The following is an 18,415-nucleotide window of genomic DNA, read 5'->3' on the forward strand; positions in this document are numbered from 1 at the left end:
CGTGCGCATCGCCCTGTTCATCACGTGCCTGTCCGATGCGCTGTTCCCGCGCGCCGGACAGGCGACCACCGCACTCCTGGAGCGCCTCGGCCACGAGGTCGTATTCCCGCCGGCACAGACCTGCTGCGGCCAGATGCACATCAACACCGGCTACCAGCGCGAAGCCCTCCGCCTGGTCGAGCACCACGCCGACGTCTTCGCCGACGCCGACGTGATCGTGGCTCCCTCGGCCTCCTGCGTCGGTTCGGTGCGTCACCAACACGCCACGGTCGCGCGACGCTTCGGCCGCCCGGAGCTCGCCGACCGCAGCGCCGCAGTGGCAGCCAAGACATACGAGCTGTGTGAATTCCTGGTCGACGTCCTCGGCGTCACCGACGTCGGCGCCTACTTCCCGCACCGCGTCACCTACCACCCGACCTGCCACTCCCTACGTCTGCTGCGCGTGGACGACAAGCCCCTGCGGCTGCTGCGGCAGGTCCGTGGCCTGGACCTGAAGCAGTTGCCCGACGCCGACCAGTGCTGCGGCTTCGGCGGGACGTTCGCGCTGAAGAACGCCGAGACGTCCAGCGCCATGCTCGCCGACAAGATGGCCAACGTGCTGTCGACGCGCGCCGAGGTGCTCACCGCCGCGGACGCGTCCTGCCTCATGCACATCGGCGGCGGCCTGACGCGCCTGTCGGCCGGAAGCCGCACACTGCACATCGCCGAGATCCTGGCCGCCACCGACACCGCCGACGGAAGGCCCACCCGATGAGCCAGGTCTTCCTCGGCATGCCGGCACATGCCCCTGCGGACGTGCGCGCACTGCACGGCACGCAGCCGTTTCCCGCCGCCGCCCGAACCGCTCTCGCCGACTCCCAGCTGCGCCGCAACCTCGGTGCCGCGACAGCCACCATCCGGGGCAAACGGGCGGCGGCCGTGGCGGAAGTCGACGACTGGGAGCAGCTGCGTTTCGCCGGGCAGCAGATCAAGGCCGCCACCATGGCCCGCCTGGACGAACACCTGATACGCCTGGAACAGGCCGTCACCGAACGAGGCGGCACCGTGCACTGGGCACGTGACGCTGCTGAAGCGAATCGCATCGTCACCGAACTGGTGAAAGCTGCCGGAGCCGACGAGGTCGTCAAGGTCAAGTCGATGGCGACCCAGGAGATCGGCCTCAACGAGGCGCTCGCCGAGGCCGGCATCGCCGCGTGGGAGACCGACCTCGCCGAACTCATCGTCCAGCTCGGGCACGACACCCCGTCACACATTCTCGTGCCCGCGATCCACCGCAACCGCGCCGAGGTCCGGGAGATCTTCCTGCGGGAGATGCCCGGGGTGGACCCCGACCTCGCCGACGACCCCCGGGAACTGGCCATGGCCGCCCGCACCCACCTACGCCGCAAGTTCCTCACCGCGCAGGTCGCGGTGTCCGGGGCGAACTTCGCCGTCGCCGACACCGGCACGCTCGTGGTCGTGGAATCCGAGGGCAACGGCCGGATGTGCCTGACGCTGCCGCCGACGCTGATCACGGTCATGGGCATCGAGAAGGTCGTTCCGTCCTGGGCCGACCTGGAGGTCTACCTTCAGCTGCTGCCGCGCTCGTCCACCGGCGAGCGGATGAACCCCTACACCTCGACCTGGTCCGGGGTCACCGCCGGAGACGGGCCACAGGAGTTCCACCTGATCCTGCTCGACAACGGCCGCACCGCCGTCCTGGCCGATGATGTGGGACGTGAGGCCCTGCACTGCATCCGGTGCAGTGCCTGCCTCAACGTCTGCCCGGTGTACGAGCGCACGGGCGGCCACGCCTACGGCTCGGTGTACCCGGGACCCATCGGGGCGGTCCTCACTCCTCTGCTCACCGGTGTGCTCGACAACCCGACGCTGCCGTACGCGTCGACGCTGTGCGGCGCCTGCTTCGACGCCTGCCCCGTACGCATCGACATCCCGTCCCTGCTCGTGCACCTGCGCGCCCGCAGCACCGAGCTGCGTGCCGAGAGGCGCCTCGTGCCGACGTCCGAGGCCGTGGCGATGACCGTCGCGTCCTGGGTGATGTCGAAACCCCGCCTGTTCGCCTGGGCCACGCGCGCGGCCCGGCTGGGCCGGCTGATCGCTCGGCGCGGCCGGATCCGTTCCCTGCCGCCGCCGCTGTCGGCATGGACGGCGACCCGTGATGCGCCGGAGCCACCGACCTCGACCTTTCGCGAATGGTGGCTGAACGGCAAGGAGAGGTCATGACGACCGGTTCGGCCCGCGACGAGGTACTGGCCAGAATTCGTCATGCCCTCTCGGCTTCGCCCACCGAGCCGATCGAGCCTGTCCGCGGCTACCGGCGCACCGGGCAGTACTCCCCCGGCGCACCGCAGCTGTTGGACCGGTTGACCGAGCGGCTCACCGACTACCGCGCAGCAGTCCACGCGGCGACACCACGGACGCTCGTTTCGGTGCTGGAAGCGGCCCTCGACGGAACCCGCCGGGTGCTGGTGCCGCCGGGCCTGCCGGCCGAGTGGATACCCGCCTCCGCCGTCATCGACGACGGAGGCATGAGTCCGGCCGAACTCGATGCCGTCGACGCCGTCCTCACCGCGTGCACTGCGGCGGCGGCCGACACCGGCACCATCGTCGTCGACGCCTCACCTGATCAGGGACGCCGCGCCATCACGCTCATCCCCGACCGGCACGTGTGTGTGGTCCGAGCCGCCCAGGTCGTGCAGACCGTGCCCGAGCTCCTGTCTCGTGTCGACCCGCACAAGCCCCTCACCTTCATCAGCGGCCCGTCCGCGACCAGCGACATCGAACTCCGACGGGTGGAGGGAGTGCACGGACCACGCACGCTCATCGTCGTGCTCCTCTCCGATTGACATGATGAAAGCCCAGCTCGTCGAGCTGGGCTTTCATCATGTCTTCCGTACCGTGTCGCCCGGAGACGCGGACGATGTCAGGGGCGTCCGGCGAGGTTGAACCGCTGGTTGGTCCCGCTGCCGCAGGTGTACTGGATCAGCGTGGCGCCGTCGGCGGTGGACGCGCTCGTCACGTCGATGCACTTGCCGCTGCTGACGGACACGAGCCGGTAGACCTTCGCGGAGACCAGGCTCAGCTGGAACGTCTGATTGGCGGCACCGTTGCAGGTCCACTGGATGATTTTGGCGTTGTTGGCGGTGGAGCCGCCGTCCACGTCGATGCAGAGGCCGCTGCCCGCGTTGGCGATGGTGTAGGTGCCGACGCCCACGGGCTGGAACCGCCACGACTGCGGCGACGCGCCGCTGCAGGTGTTCTGCCGCAGCTGGTTGGCGGCGGTCGCGTTGACCGCGTCGACGCACTTGCCGCTGTGCTGCGCCACCGCGGTGGACGTGAAGGCGGGGCCGGTCGACAACGTCTCGGTCCGCACGACGGTGCCGTGCCGGCATCCGGCGCAGGCGACGGCGCTCAGACCGGTCCAGCTGTTGAGGTTGGAGCTGGTCGCGGTCCAGATCCCGCCGTTGGTGTACTTGTCGATGTAGATGCGCCAGGTGCCGTCGGTCATCTGCGCCAGGGACGGCCCCTCGTATCCCGAAGTCCACAGCGTGCCCTGGTTCGTCCAGCCGCTGGTGACGCTGGTCGTGCTGGTCCAGTGCTCGATGAACTTGGACGTCTCGTTCTTGACGAACGCGTGGTAGGTGCTGCCGGACTTCGCGACGAAGGTGTCGATGTGGTTGAAGCCCAGCCCGTCCATCTGCACCGGACCACCCCACGAGGTGAGGGCGGAGTTCTGCGCGGTGTAGACATAGGGCCGGAAGCACGCGGAGCAGGTCGTCTGCGCGATGCTCGCGATGACGCGGACGGTGCTGCCCTCCACGTAGAACTCAGGCGCCCACACGAACTTCGTGTCGGTGATGCCCGAGTTGATGGTGGCCACGTGCGTCCACGACAGCAGGTCGGTGCTGGAGGCGATGTTGAACGACGTCGAGTTCGTGGTCCAGGACTGGACGGTGTAGGCCACGAAGTACTTGCCGTTGAAGTTGATGATGCTCGGATCGCGCAGCACACCGGACGGGCCCCGGTAGTTCGTGTCGGCCAGGACGCCGAAGCTGGTGCCGTTCGTCGACGAGTACAGCCACAGCTCCTCGTCGGCGACGGCGTCGCCCTTGAACGTGGCGTAGACGAACGACGTCGCGGCGGACGCCGGCGCCGCCATCACCACGGTGCCGGCGACGATGCCGAGCATCGCGGTGACCAGCACCCGCGCAACCCGGTGCAGAGCAGGAATTCTCACTTGTACTCCGATCTCGGCAGGCCAGACGGCCACGGCCCACCTGACCTCTGAACCATGGATGTTTACGTAAACATCGGTGCGTGGCGTGCCACCGAAGCGAGGACTGGGTTTCGGGGGTGTTACGGCGAGGTCGAGTGTGACCGATAACATCCAAGACCGTCAAGGACGCGGGCGGGACGTCGACTTCGGACCCCGTCGGCGCTCGGGCCGAGCGGTGCGGAACACGGCCGGCGGGACCGGAGGGCATACGCGTTCCACCATTTCACCGTGTACATCGAGGCATCGGCACGGGTGTCGGGACACGACATGAAACCGCTGCGATCCATCGTCCACATTCGATTGCGCAAGCCAGCGCCTCCCGGGAGGGAGCGCTCACAGCATGCGATCCTCGATGAACTCTTGACGCACCCGTACCCCGATGGCATCATCTGTCCACGCCAATGTTTGCGTAAACATTGCCGACATGTGACGGACAGGCGCGTCGTCCCGCGCATCGCTGTTCCGTGTCCTCGATGGACGTTCACGCATTCAGGCAGGCCACAGCTCTCCCCCACACGGAAGGGTGAAGCAGAGTGCACCCCTCGACCAATCCCCGAAACCACCGGCGCGCTTTCGTCCGGGCCGTCACCGTCCTGCTGGCGCCCGCACTGGCCGGGCTTGTCACGCTCGCCGCCCCAGCCGCCGCCGCGCCGGTGACCATCACCAACGGTGTCCAGTTCACCGCCACCAACGGCAGCATCGTGCACGCCCACGGCGGTGGAATCCTCAAGGACGGCAACTACTACTACTGGTTCGGCGAGAACCGGACCGCCGACAACCACTTCTACGCCGTCTCCGTCTACCGGTCGACGGACCTGAAGAACTGGGAGTTCCGCAACAACGTGCTGACCCAGTCCTCGGCGTCCGAGCTCGCCTCGGCCAACATCGAGCGGCCGAAGGTCATGTACAACGCGAGCACCGGCAAGTACGTGATGTGGATGCACAAGGAGAACGGGTCCGACTACGGCGAGGCCCGAGCCGCGGTCGCGGTCTCCAGCACCATCGACGGCAACTACGCCTACCAGGGCAGTTTCCGGCCGCAGGGCACGTACATGTCGCGTGACATCACGATCTACAACGACAACGGCGTCGGCTACATGATCTCCGCCGCCGACGAGAACTACGACCTCATGATCTACCGCCTCACGCCGGACTTCCTGGGCATCGCGTCGGTGGTCGGCAACTTCTGGAACGACGCCCACCGCGAGGCACCCGCGCTGTTCAAGCGCGGCAGCACCTACTTCATGCTGACCTCGGGCGCGACGGGCTGGAGTCCCAACCAGGCCAAGTACGCCACCGCGTCCAGCATCTCCGGCCCATGGTCGGGCTGGGCCAACGTCGGCAACGCCACCACCTACAGCTCCCAGCCGACGTTCGTGCTGCCGATCACGGGCACCGCGGGCACCAGCTACCTGTACCTGGGTGACCGATGGGCAGGCGCGTGGAGCGGGCCGGTCAACGACTCGCAGTACGTCTGGCTCCCGCTCACCTTCCCCAGCAGCACCAGCATGAGCATGAACTGGCACCCGCAGATCACCATCGACGCCGCCGCGGGAACCATCACGGGAATCTCGCCCACCTACTACCGCGTGACCAACCGCAACAGCGGCCGGGTGATGGACGTCGTCAGCAACTCCACCGCGAACAACGCCGAGGTGAAGCAGTACACCTGGAACGGCGGCGGCAACCAGAAGTGGCAGTTCGAGGACGCAGGTGGCGGCTACTTCCGGATCGTCAACCAGAACAGCGGCAAGTGCCTGGATGTGGCCAACGCCTCGACCGCCAACGGCGCCAACATCATCCAGTGGACCTGTGGCGCCGGCACCAACCAGCAATGGCAGTGGGCTGCCATCGGCAGTTACTTCCAGATCAAGGCTCGGCACAGCGGCAAGTGCCTCGACGTGGTGAGCTCCGGGACCGGCGACGGTGCCGACATCCAGCAGTACACCTGCGGCAGCGGCAACAATCAGCAGTGGACCCGCACCCAGGTCTGACAGCCTGATCGCGAGGGCGGCGGCCGCCACGCCGCCGCCCTCGCCTCGCCCCATCCCTGCCCGGCCGCAGCCATGGCTGCGCATCCACAGCGATCCGGGTTCTCCCGTCGGGTCTACACCGTGGCGATCTCGAAGTGCACCGGCGTGGCCCGGTCGGCCGGTCCGCCCAGCGCGAGCAGGTCGACGTCGGTGGGCTGCGCCCGCAGCCCGGTCAGCGCCTGAGCCAGCGGATCACGGACGTCCAGGCCGATGGTGAGGAACGAGTGCAGCCCGTGCAGCCGGTTGCAGGCGTGCCTGACCAGGAAACGCAGCGTCTCCGGGTCGGGCGCGCACGGGTTGACCACGGTGCGGTAGCTCAGTTCCGCACCCGTGCGCGGCAGGCGGGGCGCCCGGAACAGCGGGGCCGCGACGTTGAAGGCGATCCGGGCAGCCGCCAGCCGGGGTGAGTAACCGGTGATGCGCATCTGCTTGATGTCGTGCTGGTTCCACAGGCCGACGAACCCGGCGAGCTCGCCGCCGGGACGCCGGGCCACCAGGTACTCCAGGTTCGGTCGGGTGAGCGGGAACGACTCGCAGACCGGAGCGAACTGGCGGGACGCGGCCAAGCGACGCCACAGCTCGACCATGTCGGGCTCGTCCGCCGGATCGGCCACCGACACCGTGAGGTCGCTGGGCGGGATGCTTCGGCGGGTCAGCAGGTCGATGCTGTGCGATCTGATGGTGGCCCGTCGGCGTACGCCGGGTTCGACCTGCCGGCGCAGCATCTCGACGGCGTCGTTGCCGGCCAGGACGGTGCCGATCAGCGGTGCGTCCGGGCCGGCCAGTTCACGGGCGGCGGCCTGCGCCCACTGCGCCAGCACGCGGGCGGCACCGCGCCGCCGGTACGCCGGATGCACCTTGAGATCACCGACGTAGCCGAGCACCGCCGGACGGCCGTCGACGAAGGACGGTCGGCGGGCGACCGCGACGCAGGCGATCGGGCCGTCGTCACCGTCGACGACCCCCACCCGCCAGGCGTCGCCCGCGATCCGGTTCAGCGCGAAGAAGTCGGGCCGCCGGTCGATGCACAGCGACAGGTCGCCCTCCATCGCGCAGCGGGCCGCCAGGGCGACCAGCGCCGTATTGTCCCCCGGCCGGGCGTCACGGACCCTCACGGCGTCACCTCGCAGATCGCGAAGCGCCGCTGGCACAGGCTGCGATCGGTGCGCATCAGCTCCTCGCCCCGCGCCCGGTCCTCCCGGACGGCGTGGCGCCAGCGCGGCGGCACCTCGGTCCAGCCCACGAAGTTGCGGAAGACCAGCCGGGCGCCCGGCCGGGCCGTGCGGACGATCTCGGTGAACAGCTCGTCGATCTCGGCGGCGCTCAGCCATTCGCAGATGTTGGACAGGGCGAACCCCGCCATGCTGCGGTCCGGCCGCGTACGCAGATAGTCGGTGAAGGTGCCGTCGACCAGGCAGAGGCGGTCCACCGGAACTTCAGCCTCCAGGTAGGGCGGGTGGCATCCCACCGGATAACCGCCGGTCAGCAGGTGGTGCAGGAAGTAGTTGCCGCCGATGTGCAGGTCGGTCAGCGTATGCTCGGCGACCTGGCGGAAGTGCCGGGCGTAGCTGGGATCCTCGACGTGGGCGAAGAAGCGCTCGTCGTAGGTGCGCCGCAGCACCAGGCGGTTGCACAGCACCTGGAACAGCAGCCGCCAGCCGAAGGTGTCCCAGTCCCGGCGGTAGAACTCCCGTTGCTGGTCGAGTGTCCGCAGGGCGAGCAACGTCCCGATCCGGCGCGGATGGACCACGCGCAGGGACCGGGCGATCAGGCGCATCAGCCGCTCGGTGACCCCCGCCTGCAGCACTCCACCGACGATCGCTTGCGGGTGGGCGTCCCAGTAGCCGCGCGCCCCGGCAGTGAGCGCGCCGCGGATCTGCCCGTACGCCAGCCGCCGCGCGTCCGGTGCCATGGGGACGCCACCGAGCAGCCCGAGCGCCGAGCCGGGCGACAGGTGCGCGACCGCCGCCGCCTTCAGTTCCACGAGGTGGTTCTGGGTGCGGTTGACGTCGACGCCGACGACCTCGGCAGCGCCCGCGGCGAGCAGCGAGAGCGCCGTACAGCCGGCGGAGCTCACCACGGCGATCGGGCCGTCCCACCGCCCGGTGAAGGCGGCGATCTCCAGCTCCGGGTCCTCCCGGACCTGGGCGAAGTACAGCCGGTCGTCGACGGCACCGGTCAGCTCGGTCCGCCGAACCGATGCCGGCTGCTGTGCCGTTTCAGGTCGCGGTGGCACTTCGGTCCTCGGTGACACGGAAGCTCCTCTCGATCAGGTCGGTGCACGCCGCCTCGACCAACGCCGTGGCGTTCTGCGCCCGATATCCGTGCCACGCCGCCCGCAGGCGGTCGGTCCGGAAGTGCTTGGGCAGGTACAGCTGTTCGGCGAAGGGCGTGACGGAAGCAAGCGCGGGCTGTAGCGGCCCGCCGCGCAGCCGCTGCGCGGCCTGTGCCATGTCGTGGAAACTGGCCCGGTCGCAGGGGATCGGGCGGGGCAGCATCCGCCGCAGAAAGCTCGGATCCTGTTCGAAGACGGCGAAGGCGGTGTCGATCGCGGTGCCGAGCGTCACCGGGCCGGGGCAGACCTGGTAGATGCCTGGCGGCGCGGTGAGCAGCGCCGTCACGGCGTCGACGGTGAACTCGGCTGTGGCCAGGCTCAGCGGCGTCGCCGGATCGCCCGGCAGCAGCGTCAGCAGCCCGGAGTGGTAGAGCCGCATCGTGTGGTGGAACGCGTTGTACTGCCCGACGGCACCGGTCGTGTCCTCGGCGATCACGGTCGGCAGGCGTGCCACCGTCACCGGCAGCCCCGGCGGGTCGAGCAGGCACTCCTCGGCCGCCCACTTCGACCATTCGTAGTGGTTGACGAATCCGGCGTCGTCGTGGCGGGTCTCGCGGACCTCGCCGCGGCGCCGGCCGGCGCTGTAGAGCGTGGACAGCAGCATCAGCTGGTCCAGCCGGTCGCAGCGGTGCGCGAACTCGCGTACCCGCGCCGTCCCCGCCACGTTCACCCGGCTGGCGGTGTCGTGGCTGACGTCGAAGCGGATGACGGCGGCGGCGTGGACGATCCGCGTGATTTGGCGGGGGTCCACGTGTGCGAACGGGTCGGCGTCGCGCAGGTCGACCGGCACGACGGGGGCGTCGGCGACGCGGGCCAGCCGGGCCCGCTTGCGGTCGAGTTCCGTTTCGTCCGCGCAGCGCACCGCCAGGATCAGGTCCTCGCCGCGCAGCGCGGCCGCGATCCGCTGCCCGAGGTAGCCGTCCGCTCCGGTGATCAGCGTGGTCATCGGGCCGCCACCTGCCCGGCCGCGGCGAGCAGGTCCGGCCAGCCGTCGGGCTCCGGGCCGTGCCGGTCGACCAGCGCGTACAGCCATCGCTCGAGGCCGAAGGCGAGACAAGCGGTGCTGGCCGGGACGCCGTCGCGGGTGATGGCGAACGCGGTCCCGAAGTGGTCGTGGTGGAGGTTGGCCGAGCCGAGGGCTAGCGAGCCGCCGTACGTCGCCTCGTGCTTGACCGGCTGGATGCGCTGCAGGAGGTGACCGGGGTGGCGCTCGGGGCGGAAGAACGGGTCGGTCGCCGGTGTCCAGTCCATCGGCAGGTCGATCAGCAGGGCGAAGTGGTCCACCGCCGCGCGGGCCTCCACCAGGAACGACGCGGTCTCCTCGGCCGTGCCGAGGCATACGATCTCCCGCATCGCGAAGCTCCATTGGCGGCGCAGCGGATCGTAGTCCGACTCACGCCGGAAGCAGGTGTTGCGCGTGGTCACGTAGCCGGCTGCGGGCAACTGCTCCCCCTGGTGCCCGTGGTAGACGTGATAGCAGGCCGCCGGAGTGAGCACGGCGGTCACCGGAGCCGTGCGGGTCAACGCGACCGCCCCGGACTTGTCCACCACCGGACCGTCGGCGAACTCGGCGAGGTTGGCCTCGGCCGAATCGAGCGCTGTCGCGAAGGTGACCTGGTGCGGGAAGGACCGCAGATGCCCGGCGAGGGACGAGGCGGGCAGCGTCATCGCGTACGCCTCCTCCTGCGAACGCCACCGGCTTGCGATGCACCGGAAGGCGCGGTCGCAGTCGTTCGCCAGCGCCAGCAGCGGCCCGGTCAGCCCGGCCTGGCCGCAGGGATCCCAGCGCAGCCCGATCCGGGCCAGGTCCGCCGGCCCGTTCACGACGGCACCCCGAAGCGCGCCATCATGGCGTCGATCCCGTCGAAGTCGCCCATCCGCAGCTGTTCCACGTCGATGGGTGCGCCGCGCAGCCGCTCGAGCAGGATGATGAGCTCGGGCAGGTGTACCGAACGCAGGACACGCAGCGTGAACAGCGCGGTGTCGTCGGTGATGGCGACGTCCCCGGCGTGGCGCCGCACGAACGTCCGCAGCTGCTCGCGGATCTCGGTCTCAGAACGCATCGGCCGGCTCCTCGGTGAGAACGCCCGCTGCCGTCAGGAACCGCAGGCAGTCCGACGACACCCGGCGCCGGTGGGCTCGCTGGCCGGGCGCGGACCAGGCCGCCTCCGCCAGCTCCCACGGGTCGTCGAGGCCGGCGTCGGCGTAGACGTCAGGGTGGTAGTACTCGCGCCAGGTGGCGGTCACGAACCGGCCGAGGTCGTGGCGTATCTCGGCGGCCGTCGGCGGATCCCAGTCCCCCGCCTGCCACAGCGCCGTCACGAGGCGCCGGCCGAACACCAGGTGCCGGGCCTCCTCGCGGTGGTGGCTGTCGTTGATGAAGCGGGCCAGCGGGTGCAGCCGCCCGTCGCGGGCCTGCACCCGGTTGTAGTGGTCCACGATCTCCTCGAAGATCAGCGTCTTGGCGAAGAACAGGAAGTCGTCGACGTCGCGCGGCCGGTCGGTCCCGAACGACGCCTGACGGCTGCGGTGGACCCGCGCGTACCGGGTGCAGAAGCCGCCGAAGTAGACGCTGTGTTTGTTCTCCTCGTCCAGGAAGTGGTGCAGGTAGCCGGTCGAGCCCGCCAGATCGCTGCGGTAGAGCCGCGCGGCGAGCCCCTGGATCAGCGCCTTCTCCCCATGGATGTTGAGGCTGTAGAAGCCGGCGGCCTCGTGGAAGGCGACCCGGCGGCGGGCCTGGTCGTCCAGGGCCGCCCACGCCGGCGTGCCGTTGAGGCTCACGTACTCCGGGGTGCCGAACCAGTCCCGCTCGGGGTCCACCGCGGACGGCCAGTCGACCAGGGTGTACGGGTTCTGGTGCGCCCGCACCGACAGCCGGCTGAGCCGGTCGGCGGTCTCCGACACCTGGGCCAGCGCGGTCGCCAGGGCGCTCATCGCCCGACCACCTCGAGCACCGCGCACTGCCAGTTGAGCCCGAACCCGGCCATCGGCAGCGCGATCCGCTGTCCGGGCCGCGCCCGCCCCGAGTCGAGCAGCGCCGACAGGTTGGCGATCACGTCGGCCGAGATGACGTGTCCGACGTCGGCCAGTGTCGGGGCCCATACCCGGGCGTGGTCGAGTTCCAGCAGCCGGGCGAGGATCTGCCACGCCTTCTCGTGCGTGTTCTGGGTGACCACCCAGTCCAGCTCGGCCGGGGTCAGCCCGACGCGTGCCGCGGTCTCCCGGACCAGCCGGTGGGTGTAGGCGAAATACGTTCCGACGGTCTCGTCGTCGCCCGCCCGGCCCAGGCCGCCGTTGGTGATCTGGTGCACGGTCAGCAGGCGGCACACGTCCGGGTCCCGGCCGACCACGCAGGCAGCGGCCCCGTCCGAGATCAGGTTGTACGCCTGCTCGTACCAGGCGCCGACGGGAAACCGGTCGGCGGTCACACACAACACCCGGCGCCAGCCCGGCTCGGTCGTCAGCAGCGCGCCCGCCACCCGCAGCGCCCCGAGCGCACCGGTACAGGCCTGTTGATGCAGCCCGACCACGATCGCCCGGGACATGCCGAACTCGGCCTGCAGGCGGCCGGCCGGGAAGTCCATGAGGTCCTTCACGTCGCGGACGGGACCGCTCCCGGCCTCGCCGCCGGGCAGGCACGTGGCGTAGACGATCGCGTCGACGTCCGTGAGGTCACCGCGGGCCGCGATCTCCGCCACCGCGGCACGTGCCAGGTCGTACGCGGTGTCGTCCGGTTCGCAGACGTGGTGCCACCGGAAACCGGCCGCTTCCAGGTCCTCCGGAGCCGACCGAAGCAGTCCCGCCTCGGCCGACTCGCGTATGTGCCGCTTCTGCGCGCCCAGAGCATGGGCAAACGATCCGATGTAGAGCCCGTTCATGGATCTCATGCTCGTACCGGCGGGCCGCACGGGCATGAGCTCGCGTACTCAGATGTCGCTGAGTCGATTGCCCTAGCCAGGTGGGGCGGGTGACGCACACGCGGAACAGATCGGCCAGGTGGGCCGACGTTCGACCGGCGATCCGGTTAGGGTGCGGCCGTGACAAGTGATCCGCTGCTGGCCGAGGTCTGCCGGGCGTTCGGTCTGCCCGCCGTGTCCTCCGCGAGCCGGCTGGCGCACGGGCTGATGAACCGCAACTGGCGGATCGCCACCGACGACGGCCGGGAATACGCCGTCAAGGAGCTGCGCGACGCGCCCGAGCACGCCCGGACGCAGCATGCGCTGCTGCGGCGGCTGGCGGAGCATGACATCCCGGTGGCGGTCCCGATCGCCGACGCCGCAGGCGAGACGGTGGCATACCTGGCCGGCGTCGGGTTCACGGTGGCGCCCTGGGTCGACGGCGAACACCTGCCCGGAGCGAAGCTGGACATCGACGCGTGCGACCGGTTGGGACGGCTGCTCGGTCGGGTCCACACGGCGCTGGTCGCGGTCCGCCCGGACCTGCCCGTTCCCGCGCAGGCGGATCCGCCGAGCCGGGCGGCGGCCGCCGAGTGCATCGAGCGCTACCTGGCCGCGATCGCCGCCCGGCCGGTTCCGGACCCGGTCGACCGGGTCGCGGCCGATCATCTGCGCTGGCGGCGGGCGTTGCTGGCGGCGGAGGTCCGGCCTGCGGGACAGGGGCCGGAGCGGGGCTGGACCCATGGCGACTTCCACCAGTTCAACCTCGTCTGGCGGGCCGGTGCCGTCGTCGCCGTGCTGGACTGGGACCGGGTACGCCGGCAGCCGCCGGGCACCGAGCTGATCCGCGCCTGCCTGCTGCATTTCGCCGGCGACGACGGCGTGCTCGATCTGGATCGGATCGCCGCCGTCGTGCGGGGCTACCGCGCGATCCGGCCCGTCGACGGCGAGGTCCTCGCCGACCTCGTCCGTCGGGCGTGGTGGCACTGGTTCACCGACTTCTGGCCGCTGAACTGGCGCTACGACCGCGGCGACACGTCCTGTGATCACCAGTTCATCAGCAACGAACGGATGCTGCGCTGGTGGACCGCGCACCGCCCGCAGGTTTGCGCCGCCCTGTCCGGCCGACCGGAGTGACGGCCCGAGATTGACATCAAGTCTGCTTGAGGTTGCAAGCTTCTGACCATGACAGACGGGGTTCTTGACGAGGTTTACCAGCGACTGCAGCAAACCGGGCCGGAACGGGACGGCTGGCTGTCCAACCACGCGCCCATGGCGGCGGAAGCACTGGTCCGCCACGGGCACGGCGCCCAGGTGCACGCCTGGGTCGACGGCTACGCCGACCGGCTGTCCGAACGCCCGCGCGGCATCCAGCGCATCTCGGCCGGGCAGTGGCGCGAGCCGCTGGGCGACCCGGTCCGCACCGGTGACTGGCTCACCTTCTTCGACCGGCAGCTCATCGAGCGGCCCTGGCGCGAGGTGCTGGTCGAGTGGTGGCCTCGGCTGCTACCGGGGGTGGCGGCCGGTGCCACGCACGGCGTCATCAGGGTCGGGCACGCCGTGCGCGCCCTGCTCGACAGCGAACAGGACGGCGACGCGACGCCGGCCCGGATCGCCGAACTGGGCGCGGGGCTCGGCTACTGGGCCGCCCGCTGGCAACCACTCGCACCAGCCGGCAGGGGCCCGTACCGGTCGACCGATCCGCGCTCGGCGCTGGACGCGGTGCCCCGGGTGCCGCACCAGCGATCGGGTATCCGAACCCGGCTGGCGCAGCTCGCCGACCTGCCCGGGTGGCCGGAGTCGGCCGGGGCGGTGCCCGGTGACGGCGAGTCCGGCGGACCGGCCCGACTGGCCGCCATCGTCGAGGCTGCGGTGCTGCGGTTCGGCACGCACGGGCACGGCAATCCGGTGATGCTGGTGCATGCGGCCACCGCGCCGAACGCGATCGCCCGGGTCCTGCCGGTGCTGCCCCACGCCCTATGGGAACCGAGCGTCCAGGCCGCCTGGGCGGCGACCGCCGCGGTGACGAGCGCGTACTCGCCCGCGGAGGCACGGGCGATGCCGGGTCGGGGCGCGGCGGACCCGGCTGACCTGATGGCACGCGGGTTGCACGACCGGGACTCGCATGGAATCAAGTTCATCGACACGGCCCTCGACGTGTACCGGCACACCGGCGGGCAGGCGGTGCTGGACGTGGCGACATACGCCAACGACCTGATCGCCCGAGACTAGCCGTGCGGCCGCAGCCGCATGCGGCGAAGTCGATCCGCGGGAGTCCTATCACGATCATTGGTCGACCGTTGACGCTCTCCGTTCGGAGACGCTACCGTCCGCGAGCCGGACCATGTTCTTGGTCCGACGGCTACGGGGAGGTAGTTCATGGGGGCAGTGTCGCGTTTGGCGACCCTCAGTGTCGCCACGGTGCTGGCGAGTTCGTTGGCGGTGACCGGCGGGTCCGTGCCCGCCGGCGCGGATCCGGTCGCGTTGCCGTCTCTGGTGGACGACGGTGTCTACCCTTATCCCGACGCGGCCGCGATCCTGGCGGCGCAGAACGTCAGGCTGATCTCCGGTGACGGGCACATCGTGCTCGCCGACTGCGCGACGCCGCCGCAGGGCGACATCGGCCTGCTGAAGGTCTACACGACCGACGAGACCATCGGCGCCGACGGCATCGGGCGGGTCTGCTTCAAAGTCAACGCCTCATCCGGTGTACTGAACCTGCAGGTCCCCGGCGTGTACGAGATCCGCGGCGACGGACAGCGGACCGGCACCGGCCACGAGGTCACCGCCGAACTCGTCAGCGACGCCGGTGAGGAGATCACCGTCGAGGTCGACCGCGACGGCAGCACCCAGGTGGGACTGGGTGCCGACCCGGGAGCCTCGCCCACCATGCTGCTGCAGCTGCGGACCGGCACCGGCCCCGCACCGGTCACCGGCGCCCAGGCGGCGGTCGGCAAGATCTCCCACCGCGGCCGGATGTGCACCGCGACCCTGGTCGCGCCACGCTGGGCGCTCACCGCCGGCAGCTGCTTCGCCGACAACCCCGCCCAGCCGCAACTGACCGAAGGAGCACCGGCCGGCGCGAGCCACGCCGTGTTCCCCGGGCACGCGGTCACCGCGATCGACTGGCTGAGCCCGCGACCGGGCCGCGACGTGGTCCTGGCCCGGCTCGCCACCCCGATCCAGGACATCGCTCCGGTCGTCCTGGCCACCGCCGCACCGACCGGCATCGCCTTTCCCGTGGTGGGCTACGGCCGCACCTCCGCCGAGCCGATCGCCGACCAGCAGCAGACCGCCCCGGTCACGTTCACCGCTGCCACCGGCACGACGCTGACCACCGGCACCGGTCCCCTGGTGTGCAGCGGTATGGCCGGCGCTCCCGCCCTGAACGGCGGCAAGCTTGCCGCCGTGCTGTCCCAGGCCGGCCAGGCAGGCTGCCCTGGTGTCACCGGCACGGACAGCAGCGTCACGGCTGCCCGCACCGACGACCTCACCGGCTGGCTCCAGGCCGTCACCGCCACCACCGCCGACCCGACGACCCTGCAAGGGGCCGCCGGCAGCAAGGTGAGGATCGGATCGGCAGTGGGCGCCGATCACCTCCCCGAGACCGCCTACGCCGGCTTCATCGCCAAGGAACTGGGCACCGTCACCCCGGAGACCGAGCTGAAGTGGGAGGCGGTGGAGCCGAGCCGGAACGTGTTCACCTTCGACGACGCCAACGCCATCGCCGACCTGGCCGAGCGGCACGGGCTGGACGTACGCGGTCACACCCTCGTATGGCACAACGCTCTGCCGAACTGGCTCAACGCGTATGACATCGCCGGCGAGCCGAACCGGCAACAGCTCAGTGACATCCTCGAGCACCACGTCAAGACCGTCGCCGGGAACTTCACGAACGGACGCGTGGACGTCTGGGATGTCGTGAACGAACCACTGGCCGACGACGGATCGCGCCGACCGGACTCGCTGTGGCAGCGGCGGCTGGGCGACGGCTACATAGCCGACGCCTTCCGCTGGGCCCGCGAAGCAGATCCGACGGCGAAGCTGTACCTCAACGAGTACGGCATCGAGACGGATACCGACAAGGCCCGTGCGCTCTACGAACTCGTCAAGGAACTCCAGCGCGACGGAGTCCCGATCGACGGCGTCGGCTTCCAGACCCACCGTATGCTCGGCGCGGACCGCCTCTCCGCGCTCAGCAAGGTGATGCGTCAGTTCAGCGACCTCGGCCTCGACGTCGCGATCACCGAACTCGACGTGCGCATCCCGGCGGTTCCGGCCACGAGCGCGCAGCTGGGCAGCCAGGCCGCGACATACGCGTCGGCCGCGAAGGCCTGCCTGCTCGTCCCGCGATGCGTCTCCGTGACCACCTGGGGCTTCACTGACAAGTTCTCCTGGATCAACGACGACCCGAGGTACGCCGGATGGGGCGAGGCGACTCTCCTCGACGTGGCCTACGGCAAGAAGCCCGCGTATCACGCGATGCACAACGTGCTCGCCACCACCGCGCGCCCCACGAGCGCCAACGCGGATCTGATCGGCGCCTGGCGGCTGGACGACTGGTCCACCACGATGGCCGGCGACTCTTCCGGACTCCAGCATCCGGCGACCGTCACCGGAAACGCACTGGGCGGCGAGGGCCGCACCCCGTCGGCGTCGGCATTCCGGGGCAACGGCGTGGACACCGGGGCCGCCACCGGCTCAGCCGTGGTGACCACGAACTCGTCCTACACCGTCTCGGCCTGGGTCCGGCTTGACAGCAAGGCCGCCGACCAGGTGATCGTCAGCCAGGACGGCGCAGCTGTCAGCGCGTTCACGTTCGGATACTCGAAGGCGACGGACCGCTGGGCGTTCAGCATCCCGAGCACCGACGCCGTCGGCGCGACACCGCAGGCGGTCGAGTCGAAAAACCCGCCCGTGGTCGGCCAATGGACTCACCTGACCGCGGTCTGGAACAACGGCTGGCGCCACATGCAGCTCTACGTCAACGGCAAGTGGGAGAACACGTTCCCGGACGCGACCCACGAGGCGACCAGCTGGCCGTCAGCCGGAGTGCTGCGAATCGGCCGAGCCGCGTCGGGCAAGGCGTTCCACGGCGCGATCAGCGACATCCGTATCCACAAGCATGCGGCGACCGCCGGTGAGATCGCCGGGTATGCCGACCCGGCGGTGGGGCGCTGGGAGTTCAACGGCAGCCTGAACGACACCTCGTGGTTCTTCCGCGACGGCGCGATGCGCGGCGACCGAGGAGCGGCCTTCACCGCGGGCGAGGCAGGCACCGCCGCCAAGGCGTTGCAGGTGACGGCGGAGGATTACGTCGACTTCCGTGGGCGTCAGGCGCTGTTCACCGACCGCTCCTACTCGGTGTCGGCCTGGGTCAGACTCACCGCTGCCGGGCAGTCCAACCAGATCGTCGCCACCCAGGACGGCCCCGGCGGGCAGCACGCGTTCGTCCTCAAATACCGGGGGTCGGACAAGAAGTGGGCCTTCGGCATCCCGACGGCCGCTTCGGGCAGCACAGCGTACGTGGAGATCGCTTCGACCAGTGTCGCCGCGGCGAACACGTGGGTGCACGTCACCGCCGTCTGGGACGGCACGTCGCAACGCCCCAGGCTCTACGTGGGCGGCAACCTCCAGGCCACCGGCAACGTGACGACCTCGTGGGCTTCATCTCCCACCGGTTCGTTCCATGTCAGCCCGTCGTCGACCGTGAAGTTCGTCGGCGCCGTCGACGGCGTGCAGATCTTTCAGCACGCCCTGACGGACGCCGAGGTAGCTGCGCTGGTGCGCGCGGCGTGACATTGCTGCTTCTCGCGGGCGTCATGATCATGATGCCCGCGAGAAGCAGCACCCACTCGGTCGGCCGGCACGACCA

General features: G+C 70.2%; 15 protein-coding genes. 7 read left to right on the forward strand and 8 right to left on the reverse strand.

Annotated elements, in window-relative coordinates; genetic code table 11:
• Nucleotide 1 precedes the first annotated feature (1 nt).
• The 3 genes from FLL47_RS28515 to FLL47_RS28525 are packed head-to-tail and all read left to right on the forward strand — an operon-like array spanning nucleotide 2 to nucleotide 2,846.
• Nucleotides 2–754: a (Fe-S)-binding protein gene (locus FLL47_RS28515; RefSeq protein ID WP_144124170.1), complete on the forward strand. Its 753-nt coding sequence runs from the start codon at nucleotides 2–4 to the stop codon at nucleotides 752–754.
• A complete protein-coding gene (locus FLL47_RS28520; protein WP_144124172.1) occupies nucleotides 751–2,223 on the forward strand; it encodes a LutB/LldF family L-lactate oxidation iron-sulfur protein in 1,473 nt (490 codons plus the stop codon). The genes FLL47_RS28515 and FLL47_RS28520 overlap by 4 nt, the downstream gene beginning before the upstream one ends.
• Nucleotides 2,220–2,846: a LutC/YkgG family protein gene (locus tag FLL47_RS28525; protein WP_144124174.1), complete on the forward strand. Its 627-nt coding sequence runs from the start codon at nucleotides 2,220–2,222 to the stop codon at nucleotides 2,844–2,846. Before FLL47_RS28520 ends, FLL47_RS28525 begins: the two co-directional genes overlap by 4 nt.
• A 77-nt stretch (nucleotides 2,847–2,923) precedes the next feature.
• Here FLL47_RS28525 and FLL47_RS28530 read toward each other — a convergent pair whose 3' ends face one another.
• The gene (locus FLL47_RS28530; protein WP_144124176.1) at nucleotides 2,924–4,237 is read right to left on the reverse strand and encodes an RICIN domain-containing protein; all 1,314 of its coding nucleotides are present in this window, start codon (nucleotides 4,235–4,237) and stop codon (nucleotides 2,924–2,926) included.
• 632 nt (nucleotides 4,238–4,869) lie between these two features.
• On the opposite strand from FLL47_RS28530, the gene FLL47_RS28535 reads away from it, so the two are divergent.
• Entirely contained in the window at nucleotides 4,870–6,270 is a 1,401-nt protein-coding gene (locus FLL47_RS28535; RefSeq protein WP_484051824.1) for an RICIN domain-containing protein, read from the forward strand.
• 113 nt (nucleotides 6,271–6,383) lie between these two features.
• Here FLL47_RS28535 and FLL47_RS28540 read toward each other — a convergent pair whose 3' ends face one another.
• The 7 genes from FLL47_RS28540 to FLL47_RS28565 are packed head-to-tail and all read right to left on the reverse strand — an operon-like array spanning nucleotide 6,384 to nucleotide 12,522.
• Nucleotides 6,384–7,424 carry a GNAT family N-acetyltransferase gene (locus tag FLL47_RS28540; protein ID WP_144124180.1) on the reverse strand — a complete coding sequence of 347 codons (1,041 nt, stop codon included), beginning with the start codon at nucleotides 7,422–7,424 and terminating at the stop codon, nucleotides 6,384–6,386.
• Nucleotides 7,421–8,563: a DUF3419 family protein gene (locus tag FLL47_RS28545; RefSeq protein WP_144124183.1), complete on the reverse strand. Its 1,143-nt coding sequence runs from the start codon at nucleotides 8,561–8,563 to the stop codon at nucleotides 7,421–7,423. The genes FLL47_RS28540 and FLL47_RS28545 overlap by 4 nt, the downstream gene beginning before the upstream one ends.
• Nucleotides 8,529–9,590 (reverse strand): SDR family oxidoreductase, encoded by a 1,062-nt coding sequence (locus tag FLL47_RS28550; RefSeq protein WP_186315955.1) that lies wholly within the window; start codon nucleotides 9,588–9,590, stop codon nucleotides 8,529–8,531. The genes FLL47_RS28545 and FLL47_RS28550 overlap by 35 nt, the downstream gene beginning before the upstream one ends.
• Nucleotides 9,587–10,468 (reverse strand): class-II aminoacyl-tRNA synthetase family protein, encoded by an 882-nt coding sequence (locus FLL47_RS43145; protein WP_186315956.1) that lies wholly within the window; start codon nucleotides 10,466–10,468, stop codon nucleotides 9,587–9,589. Before FLL47_RS43145 ends, FLL47_RS28550 begins: the two co-directional genes overlap by 4 nt.
• Nucleotides 10,465–10,707, reverse strand: coding sequence for a hypothetical protein (locus tag FLL47_RS28555; protein ID WP_144124187.1), 243 nt, complete (start codon nucleotides 10,705–10,707; stop codon nucleotides 10,465–10,467). The genes FLL47_RS43145 and FLL47_RS28555 overlap by 4 nt, the downstream gene beginning before the upstream one ends.
• The gene (locus FLL47_RS28560; RefSeq protein ID WP_144124189.1) at nucleotides 10,697–11,578 is read right to left on the reverse strand and encodes a diiron oxygenase; all 882 of its coding nucleotides are present in this window, start codon (nucleotides 11,576–11,578) and stop codon (nucleotides 10,697–10,699) included. Before FLL47_RS28560 ends, FLL47_RS28555 begins: the two co-directional genes overlap by 11 nt.
• Entirely contained in the window at nucleotides 11,575–12,522 is a 948-nt protein-coding gene (locus FLL47_RS28565; protein ID WP_186315957.1) for a 3-oxoacyl-[acyl-carrier-protein] synthase III C-terminal domain-containing protein, read from the reverse strand. Before FLL47_RS28565 ends, FLL47_RS28560 begins: the two co-directional genes overlap by 4 nt.
• A gap of 159 nt (nucleotides 12,523–12,681) precedes the next feature.
• On the opposite strand from FLL47_RS28565, the gene FLL47_RS28570 reads away from it, so the two are divergent.
• From FLL47_RS28570 to FLL47_RS28580, 3 genes are all read left to right on the forward strand, one after another.
• Nucleotides 12,682–13,677, forward strand: a complete 996-nt coding sequence (locus FLL47_RS28570) for a phosphotransferase (protein WP_144124193.1) — start codon at nucleotides 12,682–12,684, stop codon at nucleotides 13,675–13,677.
• Between the two features lie 48 nt (nucleotides 13,678–13,725).
• On the forward strand, nucleotides 13,726–14,772 hold the full coding sequence (locus tag FLL47_RS28575; RefSeq protein WP_144124195.1) for a questin oxidase family protein: 1,047 nt from the start codon (nucleotides 13,726–13,728) through the stop codon (nucleotides 14,770–14,772).
• 147 nt (nucleotides 14,773–14,919) lie between these two features.
• Nucleotides 14,920–18,339: an endo-1,4-beta-xylanase gene (locus FLL47_RS28580; protein WP_144124197.1), complete on the forward strand. Its 3,420-nt coding sequence runs from the start codon at nucleotides 14,920–14,922 to the stop codon at nucleotides 18,337–18,339.
• The last annotated feature ends 76 nt before the right edge of the window (nucleotides 18,340–18,415 follow it).

Origin of the sequence: Catellatospora sichuanensis (assembly GCF_007483665.1) — a bacterium.
Taxonomy (GTDB): Bacteria; Actinomycetota; Actinomycetes; order Mycobacteriales; family Micromonosporaceae; genus Catellatospora; species Catellatospora sichuanensis.